This is a genomic window from Streptosporangium jomthongense (genome assembly GCF_042650425.1).
GTDB lineage: Bacteria > Actinomycetota > Actinomycetes > Streptosporangiales > Streptosporangiaceae > Streptosporangium.
In genome coordinates this window covers 155,749-168,368 of record NZ_JBHSBC010000003.1, presented here as the reverse complement: position 1 = coordinate 168,368, position 12,620 = coordinate 155,749, and the positions used below count along the sequence as shown (strand labels likewise).

12 protein-coding genes and 3 pseudogenes are annotated in these 12,620 nt (G+C 65.6%); 4 read left to right on the top strand and 11 right to left on the bottom strand.

All coding sequences use genetic code 11. The features are described 5' to 3' along the window. Positions 1 to 176 precede the first annotated feature (176 nt). Positions 177 to 509 (bottom strand): hypothetical protein, encoded by a 333-nt coding sequence (locus ACFOYY_RS05280; RefSeq protein ID WP_386188295.1) that lies wholly within the window; start codon positions 507 to 509, stop codon positions 177 to 179. A gap of 471 nt (positions 510 to 980) precedes the next feature. Between ACFOYY_RS05280 and ACFOYY_RS05275 the strand changes: the two genes are divergently transcribed. Continuing rightward, positions 981 to 1,604, top strand: a complete 624-nt coding sequence (locus tag ACFOYY_RS05275) for a hypothetical protein (protein ID WP_386188292.1) — start codon at positions 981 to 983, stop codon at positions 1,602 to 1,604. Here the strand turns inward: ACFOYY_RS05275 and ACFOYY_RS05270 are convergent. The 5 genes and pseudogenes from ACFOYY_RS05270 to ACFOYY_RS05250 form a co-directional block, all read right to left on the bottom strand. Further along, complete coding sequence (locus tag ACFOYY_RS05270) at positions 1,586 to 1,777, bottom strand: hypothetical protein (RefSeq protein WP_386188290.1); 192 nt, start codon at positions 1,775 to 1,777, stop codon at positions 1,586 to 1,588. The genes ACFOYY_RS05275 and ACFOYY_RS05270 overlap by 19 nt on opposite strands. A gap of 84 nt (positions 1,778 to 1,861) precedes the next feature. Next, positions 1,862 to 2,164 (bottom strand): 2Fe-2S iron-sulfur cluster-binding protein, encoded by a 303-nt coding sequence (locus ACFOYY_RS05265; RefSeq protein WP_362915077.1) that lies wholly within the window; start codon positions 2,162 to 2,164, stop codon positions 1,862 to 1,864. 36 nt (positions 2,165 to 2,200) lie between these two features. After that, a pseudogene (locus tag ACFOYY_RS05260) lies at positions 2,201 to 2,629 on the bottom strand (fumarylacetoacetate hydrolase family protein). Between the two features lie 42 nt (positions 2,630 to 2,671). Next, positions 2,672 to 3,760, bottom strand: coding sequence for a cytochrome P450 (locus ACFOYY_RS05255; RefSeq protein ID WP_386188287.1), 1,089 nt, complete (start codon positions 3,758 to 3,760; stop codon positions 2,672 to 2,674). A 935-nt stretch (positions 3,761 to 4,695) separates the two neighbouring features. Then, entirely contained in the window at positions 4,696 to 4,848 is a 153-nt protein-coding gene (locus ACFOYY_RS05250) for a hypothetical protein (RefSeq protein WP_386188284.1), read from the bottom strand. Positions 4,849 to 5,245: 397 nt separating this feature from the next. On the opposite strand from ACFOYY_RS05250, the gene ACFOYY_RS05245 reads away from it, so the two are divergent. Then, on the top strand, positions 5,246 to 6,283 hold the full coding sequence (locus ACFOYY_RS05245) for an integrase core domain-containing protein (protein WP_386188283.1): 1,038 nt from the start codon (positions 5,246 to 5,248) through the stop codon (positions 6,281 to 6,283). Between the two features lie 252 nt (positions 6,284 to 6,535). Here the strand turns inward: ACFOYY_RS05245 and ACFOYY_RS05240 are convergent, their stop codons facing one another. The 4 genes and pseudogenes from ACFOYY_RS05240 to ACFOYY_RS05225 form a co-directional block, all read right to left on the bottom strand. Continuing rightward, complete coding sequence (locus ACFOYY_RS05240; protein WP_386188489.1) at positions 6,536 to 6,769, bottom strand: hypothetical protein; 234 nt, start codon at positions 6,767 to 6,769, stop codon at positions 6,536 to 6,538. A gap of 149 nt (positions 6,770 to 6,918) precedes the next feature. Then, positions 6,919 to 7,122, bottom strand: a pseudogene (locus ACFOYY_RS05235) (exonuclease domain-containing protein); the annotation flags it as partial. Between the two features lie 881 nt (positions 7,123 to 8,003). Beyond that, the gene (locus tag ACFOYY_RS05230) at positions 8,004 to 8,357 is read right to left on the bottom strand and encodes a helix-turn-helix domain-containing protein (protein WP_386188280.1); all 354 of its coding nucleotides are present in this window, start codon (positions 8,355 to 8,357) and stop codon (positions 8,004 to 8,006) included. Further along, a complete protein-coding gene (locus ACFOYY_RS05225; protein ID WP_386188278.1) occupies positions 8,357 to 8,728 on the bottom strand; it encodes a type II toxin-antitoxin system RelE/ParE family toxin in 372 nt (123 codons plus the stop codon). The genes ACFOYY_RS05230 and ACFOYY_RS05225 overlap by 1 nt, the downstream gene beginning before the upstream one ends. A gap of 720 nt (positions 8,729 to 9,448) precedes the next feature. Between ACFOYY_RS05225 and ACFOYY_RS05220 the strand changes: the two genes are divergently transcribed. Next, a complete protein-coding gene (locus ACFOYY_RS05220; protein WP_386188276.1) occupies positions 9,449 to 10,405 on the top strand; it encodes an alpha/beta fold hydrolase in 957 nt (318 codons plus the stop codon). A 369-nt stretch (positions 10,406 to 10,774) separates the two neighbouring features. Here the strand turns inward: ACFOYY_RS05220 and ACFOYY_RS05215 are convergent, their stop codons facing one another. Further along, positions 10,775 to 11,938 (bottom strand): pentapeptide repeat-containing protein, encoded by a 1,164-nt coding sequence (locus tag ACFOYY_RS05215; RefSeq protein WP_386188274.1) that lies wholly within the window; start codon positions 11,936 to 11,938, stop codon positions 10,775 to 10,777. 288 nt (positions 11,939 to 12,226) lie between these two features. On the opposite strand from ACFOYY_RS05215, the pseudogene ACFOYY_RS05210 reads away from it, so the two are divergent. Next, positions 12,227 to 12,412, top strand: a pseudogene (locus tag ACFOYY_RS05210) (IS256 family transposase); the annotation flags it as partial. Positions 12,413 to 12,620 lie beyond the last annotated feature (208 nt).

Genomic DNA, 12,620 nt, shown 5'->3' with positions numbered 1-12,620 from the left:
GCCAAACAGAAGGTAGGGCTGGGACCGGATTGGCGGGCCATTGGTAGGGGTGACGGGGGGCAACCGCGGTTACTCATGACCTACCCTCCACCCAGCTCGGCGCCCCAACGACTCATGATCGACGCAGTTCCCAAACTGACAGCGCGGGTTCGACTCCCGTCACCAGCCACACAACCTCACTGCGGACCAGAGCGGATGCGCCGTCTCACCAAGACGATCAGCCCTATCTGGATGGCAAGCATCACCAGTGCGACCAGTCCTGACGTGGCGGAGATCTCTTCCTCCGAAAGCCCCCCACCACACTCTGTTATGTTGCCGCCCTCGTATAACACGATACAGTCGCGCCCTAGGATCGCGGCAGCGATGAACCAGTTGGCGACCAAGAGGGGGACCACGCCCAGGACAAGGGCGGGCGTGATGTACTCCGCCTTCCCAACCGCCGGATTCATCTTCACCAAAACAGGTTCGAGACGCCTGCCCATATCTGAATCAGAAATCACGTCGAACACGTAAGCACAGGCGAGCGATCGCGTGCCAGATCCGTGCCAGAACAGGCAGGGAACCACGGTCGACCAAGGGGACTTACGGACACTCGCCCTGCCCTGACCTGCCCCTCGTTTCCCCAGCTCACCCCACCAATGTCAGCAGCCGATTCCCAAGCTGACATCGCGGGTTCGATTCCCGTCACCCGCTCCACTTCTCCACCGAGCCTGACCAGGCGATCCCTTGATCACCGGTCAAGCTTTTGATCTTTATGGGCTCACCATGGGCTCACACCCGCCGAACGATCTTCTGAATTTCCTTTGGCATGCCCTATGACCAGCTGAAACTGGCCCCATGGCACGCATAGAGACCCGCGTCCGTAAGGACGGGAAAACCAAGACCTACCGAGTTCACTGGCGACTTGGCGGCCCCAGAACCGGCACCTGGCAATCGGAGTCCTTCGACCAGAAGGCAGTCGCCCTCACTTCAAACTGGCTGTGGAAGCATGCGGGCACCACTGGCCCGAGAACTGGATCCGCGGTTTCGGCTGGGCACCCCCTCCTGAGGAGCAGCCCGTCAAGGCCGACCCCGTTCTCTTCGCCGAATACGCTCAGCGGTTCGTGGCGAATCTGTCCGGCATAGAAGAACGCACCCGCCACGACTACGAGCGTGACCTCAAGAACCACATCGTGCCGACCTTCGGCGGCCTGGACCTACGCGACGAGAGCCCGGCCTTCGACCGGACGACCGTGTCCGCCTGGGTGAACGACCTCCACCGCGGCATCCCCGACCCAGACAACCCCCGCGCGTGGCTGCGACGGCCGCTGGCGCCCAAGACGATCCAGAACCTGCACGGCCTGCTATACGCCATCCTGCAGGGAGCGGTCGAGGCCACCCCGCCCATCCGTGTCTCCAACCCCGCCGCCCGTACCCGCCTGCCCCGGATGGACGACGGTGAGGGCGACGAGATGATTTTTTTCACTGAGCAGGAGTTCGCCCTGCTGCGCACCTGCGCCAAGCCGGATGTTCGCGACATGCTCACCGTCTTCGCCGGAAGAAGTGGGACCGTACTTGCTCAGCCGACTCCAGGAGGCCCCCATCCTCACCTCCAGTGGCTGTAGGCGAGCGAGGCGCCCTCGGCGAAGAGCGCCCGGAACGCCTCTCGATCGATGCCGGTGACGTGGTCGTTGACCAGGGTGATGTTGCGCGTCGGAACTCCAGCTTCGGGTCCGAATCCTCCGTTGGGAACGTCTTCGACAGTGGTGGCCGCTGGGCCGGGGAGTGTGTCCACCAAGATGATCGGCTCCTCGACACCTTCGTCTCGCAGGAGGAGCGCGGTGTGAACCGGCGCCCACGATGATGATCGGTGGGCCGGTCATCACTGGTCCTCCGGCAGTTCGACGGTGATGTCGTGTGCGGGAGCGGGGAGCTGGCAGCTGAGCCGGCTCGTTGTGCGCCGTTCCGCCTTGGTGCAGGTGAGCATCTCGTCCTCGTCGGCGCTCATCGGCGGGAAAACGTCGACGTCGGACGCCCCGACGTAGACGTGACAGGTAGCGCACATCACGTTTCCGCCGCACTCGCCGATGATGCCGTCGACGTCGCCGTCGATTGCGGCTTGCATCAGCCGGGTGCCGGGGGGAACGTCGATGGTGGTTTCCCCATCCGGCCCGCGGTAGGTCACCAAAGGCAAGGTGAGTTCCTTTCTGAGCGTGGTGTTTCAGACCGCGGCAACGGTGGCGTCGTGGGTGCGCGTGTGTCCGAGTCCGTCGATGGTCGCTTCGACGATGTCGCCGTCGGTGAGGTAGCTGGGCGGGTCCAGCTGGAAGCCGAGCCCCGGGGGCGTGCCGGTCAGCTGGATGTCCCCCGGCCGCGGTGCGATCGATGCGCTGACCGAGGAGATGAGTCCGGCGACATCGGCCACCATGCCGACGGTGGTGCTGTCCTGTCAAAGCTCGCCGTTGGCCCGGAGCCGAAGGCGGGCATCGCTCGGGTCGAACTCGTCCGGGGTGACGAGCCGGGGACCCGTAGGGCAGAACGTGGCGGAGCTCTTGGAGCGAGCGATCTGCAAGAGCAGGGGGTGCTTCGAGGGCTCGGGGACCGCGGCAAGCCGACGTGCCTGCGTATTCGCACCTGAGCGCCTGCTCACCACGGCTCTTCACCTTCTCCCTGCGGGCGCGACCAGGTGCCATCAGCGACCCTGCGGAGCGACGGTGAGCCGGGTGATGGTCGGGAAGATCAGGTCCGGGAACCGGGGCGGGTTCTCCTCCAGCACCTCAAGGTTCGGGAGGCGCTTCGGAAGCTCGCGCAGGAGAATGTCGCCTTCGAGCCGGGAGAGCGGTGCTCCGATGCAGTAGTGGCTGCCGGCCGTGAACGAGAGGTGGCGGTTGTCGGGGCGTGAAAGGTCGAAGACGTCGGGGTTGTCGAAGCGGCGCGGGTCACGGTTCGCCGCGGCCAGGCCGAGCAGCAGGTGCGACCCCTGCGGGATAGGCGTGCCGTCGAGCTCCAGTCCTTCGCCGGCGTAACGCCAGAGAAAGTGGATGGGCGTGTCGAACCGCAGGTTCTCCTCCCAGGCCGCAGCGGCCAGGGTCGGGTCACCGGCAAGGAGCCGGTACTGGTCAGGGAAGCGGGCGGTGGAGTTGACCACGTTGGTCATCGCCATCATCGTCGTGTGGTAGCTGGCGATGAAGAAGCCGACCAGGGTGACCACGAGCTCGTTTCGAGAGAGGCGGTCCCCGGCCGCTTCCGCGTTGATGAGAGCGCCTACGGCGTCGTCGTCGCCGACCTTGCCGCGAAGCGTGTCGACGATGTCGCCGATGTAGTCGAAGTAGAACTGTGCGACCTCATCGGCCTCGGCGAGCTGCTCCGAGGTGAGGTCGCTTTGGCTGAAGATGGCGTTCAGGGCCGGCACCCGCTGCAGGACGGTTCCCGCGTCTTCCATGGGAGCGTGCAGCAGCCGACAGGCGATCCGCGCTGGGACCTTCATCGCGAAGTCGTGTACGAAGTCGACCTCGCCGTCGTGCTGGGAAAGCTCGTCGAGGCCGGCGATGATGAGCTCCTCCACCCAGGATCGCATTCGGGTCACAGCCCGCGGTTGGAACGCCGGAGCCACGAGCTTGCGCAGGCGGGTGTGTGCGGGGGCGTCGGTGGACGGCATCGACAGCCGGTAGAACTCGGATGCGGGGCCCTCGCCGATGTGTGCCGGGTGCTCTCCGGGGCGTGGCTGCACGGTGTTCGTCGGGAACTTGAGCGTCTTCTCGACCTCGGCGAAGCCGGTCACCAGCCAGGAGTCCTGCCCGTGCACGACAGTGCGCATGACCGGTGAGATGTCTCGGATGCTCCGATAGGCCGCGTAGCGGTCTGCGGCGAAGGCGGGGTCCGCAGGGTCGAGGTGAACGAGATCGGATGTGTTGGTCACGGGTGCACCCTCTTCTGTGCAGGCTCTCCGACAGGGCTTGTGATGGGAACCAGGCGAAGCCGGGGCGACGACCTATGTCGGTCGCTCCTCGTGGGCCCTCATGACGCCGCCGCCCCCTGCTTCCCGGGAACCGCGAAGCGATGACGAAGGGCCGCGCCACAGAGCGCCGGTCAGTGACCACTCCGCTGCCGGTTCCCCCGCCTCCGCCTGGCTCCTGCCGTGCACTACAAGCAGGAAGATCGCAGAGTGGTCGCCACTGTTCTTCGCCGGGATCGACTGGGCGTCCACCGAGCACGCCGTATGTGTGCTCGACCGGGACGGTCGCGAGGCCGCCGCGTTCACCATCGTCCGCACCGCCGCCTCGGCGGCCTCGATGACCGAGAATCGGCTGGCCGGGTTCTGCGCCAAGAATGCTGCTCCGGTGAGAGGTTCGCCGCGATACTGCTGTGGAGCTGCGGGTAGAACGGCACATCCTGCGATCCGGCCTTGCGCAGCGGTGCCCGTCAGGGAGCTGAACAGCAGGTCGCTGCCTGACTTTGATTTTGAGATCGGCACAAGGGGTGTCATGACGCATTCCTCTGACAGCCGTGGCGAGCCAGCCGGGAGTGCCTCCAGTTTCATCGAAAGCAGACGTTGGGCACGTCACAATTCATGGCTGCAACCGCAGGTTTCTGGTCATTGATTTGTGGTTTCCACGACGGCCTGGGAGACGAGCGGTAGAGGGAAACGACAAGAAATGCAGCGCAGCGGCCGACGTCGGCTGACCGCTGCGACGAGCCAACGAAGTCCGCAATGTCCTACTGAAGCTTAGCGAACCAGTCGGCCCAGAGCGGCTTGCCGCGAAGCCAGGCATCCATGGCCGGCTCGTCGTTGATGTTCTGGATCTCGATGCGCAAGCCGCCCGAGTTACGGAAGTAGGCAAAGCCGAGAATGTCCTCTGGGGTGCTCAACGATTTCCAGACAGTCAGGCACATAACCTGACAGAGATTCTGGAAGAGATAGGTACGTGACGCGACGTCGCAGGCAGTTTTCGCCGAGTTCAAGGAGGAAGCCGTCCGCATGGTGCTGGACGGCCCCCGCACGGTCTCCTCAGCGGCCCGCGAGCTCGCATGAACCCCACCACCCTCGGTAGCCGGGTCAACATGCACAAAAGGCCGAGCAGCCGCTGTCCGGGCCGGAACGCGCCCGGATCCGCGAACCGGAACGCGAGAACACCGAACGGCGCGAAAAGCTGACGTTCCTGAAAAAGCACCGCCGCCTTCCTCGCCGCCGAGACGCGATGACGCTCGCCACATACGAGCTGATCGACGCGCAGAAGGCCACCCGCAGCATCGTCCGGATGTGCCGATGACCGCAGGTGTCCCGCTCGGGCCACCACGAATGGCGCCGACGGCCCGCCCCGCCCACCGCCCAGCGACGCGAGCACCTCAACATGCGCCTCTCCGGCAGCCACCAGACCTACGGCTACCGCCGCGTGCACGCCGCACCGCCCCGAACCGGGCAGCACCGCTCGGCGGAACCGGTCCAGGCGCTGACGCGCGAGCCGGAACCGACCCCCGCCCAGACGCGGGCGCTCCGGCCGGCCACCACCCAGCAGGGCGACTTCCGCGGCATCCCCGATCCGGTCCGCCGGGACTTCACCGCACCCCGGCCCGGGACCAAACCGGTGAGCGACATCGCCCATATCCGCACCGGGAAGGGTTCATCCACCCGGCCACCGTCATCGACCGCCACAGCAAGGCCGTCATCGGCTGGGCGATGGCCGGCCACTACCGCACCGAACGGGTCAAAGACGCCCCGCGCATGGCGATCGACACCGGCCTGGCCGAGCCGGACGCCGTCTTCCCCACCGATCACGGCTCGAACCACACCAGCGACGCCTCCGGCCGATTCTGCGCCAACCGGCGGATCCACCGCCCGGCCGGCCGCACCGGCGTCCGCCACGACAACGCGATGGCCGAATCGTTCTTCACCGCACTCAAAACCGAGTGCCCGGACCGGTTCGTCCTCACCACCCGGGCCAAGGCCAGGCAGCAGGTCATCCGCTCCATCGAGGGCTTCTGCAACCGGCGGCGCCCGCACTCGGCCCTCGACTACCGCACACCCCTTGCGGCACTCGCCGAGCATCCACGAGCCACACAGGTTCAGCCCACAAGCCGACTGCCCGGAAAATCCTGGGCATCCCACTTTCGATCTTTCCGGCCTCCGTGTCCGATCCACCCCGGCCTCTCTCGTAGAGGACCTCCTGAGCGAGCGTGCCCGTACCATCGGCGGTCTCCCTCGGTGCGGGTAGATGAGCGTGGCCTGGGTGGTCAAGCGGCTCATACGGTTCCTCAGTTCCCGCAGCGTCGCACCCGGCTGGGAGGCGAACCGTTGTCCGTGTGACGCGAATCATGGAAGGGACTCCGGTCAGGGCCCCTTCTTGAGCTTCCTGGCCCACGACCGGGTGAAGGTCGACCGCCGCGGTTCCCTTCCGTCGCGAGGAAGACGAATGCCTCGTCACCGTCTCCGACGTACTTGTCCACGTGGGTGTGAAGCTTCGCTCGGGCAGGGCCACCGTACGGCCCGGCAGCGGACCTGGGCGGCCCGAGGGTCACCGATGCGTCTTTGGGCTCGGTGTCAGGTCGAGGCACTTCCCTAGACGGCTGTGGCCGTGACCGGCCACGCCCCGCGGCCCAACAGATCGAGAACGAGTGCCGCGATGTTCCACGCGTCGTCTTCGCCGCGGTGATGGCGTCCTTCGAGCGGCAGCCCGGCGATCTGTAGAGCGTGGTCCATGCCGGGTTTCTTGCGCAGCCCGTACGCCGCGGCGAATACGGCCTTGGCGTTGGTGTGGGTGCGTTCCGTTGGATAGCCGAACGGGTAGGCCACCCCGTCGGCCTGACTCTGCCGAGCAAATTGCCGACGGTCGTACTCTCCCCAGCTCGCCCAGGGACGCCCCCGGCCTCGTACTCCTCGACGAGGATCCGGCATGCCTCGGCGAAGGTGACGCCCCGTTCCACCTCGGCCTGCGTCAGGCCGGTCAGTTCGGTGCAGAAGTCACTCACCGCCGACCGGACAGGACGTACCAAGACACGATGCCGGGACACACGGCGCCGTACCGACAGGTCCACGACGGTGAGACCAATCTCGATGATCTCGTTCACAGAACCGGGCGGCGGCTGTCCGTCCCAGCAGGTGGCTTCCACATCGATGACGTTCAGCAGGACGGATTCGCGGCGCATGGGGCCGAAGTTAGGGGTGCGTGCCCGGTTCTGGCACCTCAATTTCCACATGCCCGCACCGTCACCGCCAACGCAACCTCTTCGAACCGGACCTCCAAAGCCTTGGGCTACGCGGTGGAACTGGGAGACCAGCGCGTCGTCTCTTACCCTTGATGACTCAGCTGTCATTCGCCGCGCCGCATAGCCTCCGCATACCGATCCACGGTGCCCTTGTCTAGACGGCGGTTCCTTCCGTTACGGCGGAGTAGTTCCCGGGCGCGCCCTGGGTCAACGTTTTCGATGGAAATGATCATCCACCCCTCCTCCAGAGAGGGGATGCACACGACCTCTTGTTCATACACGGCATTTCAAAAAATCCTCCACACCTCCACCAATGAGATGAAATGCCCTATTTGCAAAATAAGTTTCTTTTATCCATATAATAAAACTTTCACACCTCGCAAGGCTTGAAAACTTCGTCCCACTTAGAGATCAACTATGTTTGGTGACTTAATGGAAGAAATCCGTTGATCGCGTCCTACACCGGGGCATCTGTCCAGCCTCGCAAGCTTGATCGCGTGCCAGATCCGCGCCAGGACAGGTAGGAAACCTCGGTCGCTCAAGGGAACTCACAGAGAACCCTTCCCTACCTACCTGCACCCCTGTTTTCCCAGCTCAATCCCTCAAGGTCACAGCCGACTCCCAAGCTGACAGCGCGGGTCCGAGATCCTGTTACCCGCCCTAACGTCAAAGGCCCAGCTCAAGAATGTGATCTAGAGCTGGGCCTTCCTCGTTCCTCTGGTGCTGACAACTTCGGGGCAAACCTGTCGCGGTCGAAGACCGCTACCGTGGAAGGAACAGCGGAAGCCTACGGACTGTGCCTCGATGTGGCTGCCTGCAACTTATGCGGTCATGAGCTGTCGGTGATGCACCGTTAGAGGCTCGATTTCAGTGGTGTCGTCGTCGACGATGAGCTCGACGCGGAACCGAACCCCCATTGCCGCACCGAGACGCAGCAGTGTCGCTATATCCGGAATGCCGCCTCCTCCCTCGATGCGAGACAGGGCGGGTTGGGACATCCCGGAGCGTTCCGCTACGACCTTCTGAGACAGACCTCGGCGCTTACGGATCTCGCGCAGTTGGTCTCCGAGTTCCAGGTCGCGGCCTGCCTGCTCGTATTCGGGGTGGGGCTGCGCATCCGCTTCCATCGCGCGCAGACGCTTCGCCTTGTAAGTTTCCCAACGGCTGTGACCCATCATGCGCTCCTCTCGAACACGTGCGTGGTGGTCAGGTCGTGCTCTGCCTCACACCGCTTCTTAGCAGCGATCGCTCGGGCGATGTCGGCGGTCTGCGTCCCATCCTGTGTCTTGCGGAAGACCGTCAGGATCACGATCACCTCGTTGGCCGGCTTCCAGAAGGTCAACCGCCAGGTCGTACGGTCGAGAGAAACACGCAGCTCGTGCACACCTTCGGCATCCTTCAGCTTCTTCACGTGATCCCCATCAGGGATGCCACCAGTGACGAGGTAGTCGTCTACATTCCGCATAACCCTCTGGTAGAGCGGAAAGGAAAGTCCGTCCAGCCAAGACTCCACCTCCGGCTCCAGGTCGATCTCCCACCGAGGCATACCATCAATAGTATATGCACTCGATGGTAACTCGTGGCGAGGATGAGCACCAGCCCCGTCCGCTCCTCGATCTTGGTTACTCAGTCAAATGCGTGCCAGAACAGGCGGGGAGCCCCGGTCGCTCGCGGAGACTCACGGGGAAGCACACTCCATCTACCTGCGCCCCCGTTTCCCCAGCTCAGCCCACCGACACCAGCAGTCGACTCCCAAGCCGACAGCGCCGGTTCGATTCCCGCCATCCGCTCCGCTTACGAAGGCCCAGGTCATGGACGGTTTCCGGATCTGGCCTTGATTGTTTTCTGGGTTGATTCTCAGCGTCGTGTCAGAACAGGTGATCTTGCTCCTCGGTCACTGGGTACGGGCGCACCCGCCGAGCCATCGCCTGCCACAAATGGCCAGGAGCACCAAGGCGCGGCATCGCATCCGTCGGCGCGAAGTCCATCGGCACCGTGAGGACCGGGTGCTCCACGCCCGCCTTCTTGATCAGCTCACCGGCAACGGCGGTGCTGAGGATGCCGCGCAGGAGGTGATGCGCCGAGACCGTGCTCGGTCAGGCCCGTGTGCCGGATGCGGACCTGGCGGGATGTGATCTCTGTGATTACCCAGCCGCCGAAGATCGGGTTGATGCGTCCTTTTTGCCGGAATGGCAAGGAACTTGGGCCCTGACCTCCCTCGACCCTGTAGTCGGGGCGACCGACGAGCCCTGGTCGAGGAGGGACGATGACGGCGAAGCACCGGATCCTGGAAGCGGGCGCGGAGCGGATTCACGTCGTAGAACAGGGCAGCGGCCCGCTGGTTCTGCTCGTCCATGGTTTCCCCGAGTCGTGGTATTCCTGGCGGCGGCAACTTTCCGCGCTGGCGGCAGCCGGTTACCGGGCCGTCGCGCTCGACGTACGGGGCTACGGGCGTTCGTCCAAGCCGCAGGACCCCGCCGCGTACCGGATGCTCGACTTGATCAGTGACAACGTGTCGGTGGTCCGGGCGCTCGACGAAAGCTCCGCTGTGATCATCGGCCACGACTGGGGGGCGACGATCGCAGCGCAGTCCGCACTCGTTGAGCCCGAGGTGTTTCGTGCGGTCGGATTGTTGAGCGTCCCTTACACCCCGCCCGGCGGGCCTCGGCCAAGCGAAGTGTTCGCGGGAATGGGCGGCGAGCAAGAGTTCTATGTCTCCTACTTCCAGCGCCCCGGACGAGCCGAGGCCGAGATCGAGCCCGACGTGCGCGGCTGGCTCGCTGGGTTCTACAGCGCCCTGTCGGCGGACACGATGACTGCGGCGGGCTCCTCAGACCCACACTTCGTCGCCCAGGGCGGCACACTGCGCGAGCGTTTCCCCACCGGCGCGCTGCCTTCCTGGCTGACGCAGGACGACCTCGACTTCTATGCCGCCGAGTTCGAGCGCACGGGCTTCACCGGTGCCCTCAACCGCTACCGCAACATGGACCGTGACTGGGAGGACCTGGCCACGTACGCGGGTTCCCCGATCAAGCAGCCGTCCCTCTTCCTTGGCGGCACCCGTGACGCCTCCACCATGTGGCTCTCCGACGCCATAGACGCCTATCCGCAGACGCTCCCCAACCTCACCGGCAGTCACCTCCTGGACTGCGGCCACTGGATCCAGCAGGAACGCCCCGACGACGTCAACCGCCTGCTCGTGGAGTTCCTCGACAGCCTCTGACCGGGATTTCCAAGCCGTCGGGCCGAGCCACCCCGAGTCGTCGTAGAGATCATTTGGGGGCCTTCCGATCAGAAGGGGGCGTGCCAGAGCAGGTAGGGAGCCACGGGAACTCGACCGGCCCCGGCCTTCACCCCTGTTTTCCCAGCTCAGCCCCTCAAGGCCGGCAGCCGATTCCCAAGTTGACAGCGCGGGTCCGGTTCCCGTCACCCGCTCCGAACACGAAGACCGAGGTTCGGGGCTGGGTCCCTGAGCCGGCCGTGATCGTCGCCTGAGACGTTCCTCACTCAAATGAACGGTGGACCATCGCCGTCGTCTCTCCGAGGAGCGTCAGCCGGGATCTTCCCACCAGCCTCCAAACGTGCCCCTCGGTCACGACATGGACCTCAGGGGTGGGTGCTGCATCGTTATCCCCGGCGGCTGAAGCAGGGGCAGGGGTTCGGGGCCAGGATCCTCGGCGAGGACGACACCGGCGGCCGCGTGGTCGAAGCCGACGGGCCAGCGAGTGCGCTCGCTGGCCACCGCACCGGTCAGACGTGCCTGGAGAAGGTCGGCCGTGCTCAGGTCGGCTCCCCGCAGGTCGGCTAGGCGCAGGTCGGCGCGGCGGAAGACAGCGCCGCCCGCGTCGGCCTTGCGCAGGTTCACCTCGCGCAGATCGGCCTCGGTGAAGTCCGCGTCGCGCAGGTCGGTTTCGACCAGCCGTGCGCCTCGCAGGTCGGCCAGGGCGAAGCGGGCACGGCGCAGGATCGCGGTCTTAAGGTCGGCGTGCCGCAGGTTGACCGAGACGAGGGAGGCCTGCGTCAGGTTGGCGTGGTACAGACCCGCCGCCTCCATACAGGAGCGATCCAGGTTGACCCCGGGCAGCCAGAGCCCGTCGCAGTCGGCCCGGCGCAAGTCGGTGATGCTGAGGTTGACCCAGGGCTGCTCTCGATGCTGGCACAGCACGCCGAGGCCGGTCAGCGCCACCTGGGCGTCGGCCACCCGGACCTCCAGCGGCACGACGTCGTTGATGGGCGTGTCCGCCGTCGGTGCTTCCGGCCCGGTGGGCGGCCATGGCAGGTGCGTGCGCAGGTAGGCGGCTTTGATGGAGATGACGGCCTCACGGTCGCGAGCGGAGTGCTCTGCGATCCGCCACAGCGCGTGCAGTCCGCCGATGCGCGTCTCCAGTTTGTCACTGCCGAGCTGGTCGACGGCCCGGCTGAACCTGTCGGTGACGTAGCCCTCCTGGGTGGCGCGCAAGCCGTCCTGGCTGACGCGCAGTTGCCTCCAGGTGGCGTACGCGCCGAACAGCAGGACCATGCCGCCGACGGCCTGCACGAGTGTCGTACGGACGTCGTTCACGGCTTTCAGCCGGTCCTGCGCGGCGACACTTGCCCCGGCGAGGTCGTGGGCGACCAACTCACCCGGCAGGACGACGAGCACCGTACCCAGAACCGCCAGCCCCGTGGCCCCCAGCAGGAGGGCTGTGACCACACGGCGCCTGACCAGGCGGTCGCGCCACGGTCGGCGGCCGCGGTCCGGCCTTCCCATCTCCATGGCATGAGAGCCTAGGCGTCGCCCAAAAGACGATCAAGGTGCACGGTTCGGAGCAGAGGTGCTCCACTCGTCCGGGTTTGAATGGGCCTCGGCTTTCGTCGGCGTCGAAGGCTGCTCGGCGTTGAGATTTCGTGCCAGAGCAGGCGGGGAACTCCGGTCGCTCAGGTCGCGCCCACGGACATGGTGCATGAGTTTCCCCAGCTGGATGGTGTGGCGCCGTGAATGAGGGCGGCCATCGCATGATCCTTCGTGATCGCGACATCAAGATCGAAGGCCGTACCGAACGGTGTGGAACCCGCGGGCCGGCCGGCTCAGCAGCTTCGAGACGGAGATCCGGATCCGTTGCGATCCATGGGGAAGGCCATCGCCGAGGCCGACAGTCTGTGCGGCGCCGGATACGGCGGGCGGACCGACGAGCGCACCAACCGCCGCAGCGGCTACCGCACCCGCGCCGGAACCGTGGCAGTCGCGCTATCGCAGGCGGCTTGATTCAGAGGTGTCTGGCTGAGTGGATCAACGTATGACGGGGTTGCCGGTCGTGGTCGCGTAACGGCGCGGGCAGGCCGGAGGGCTCGCGGACCCCCGCGGTTCAGGCGGTGGGGCGGTCGAGCGTCGGGCTGAAGCCAGACGCGGCAGAACCTGCCGATGTCGAGGACCAGCGCGGCAAGGTGAGCGGAGAAGT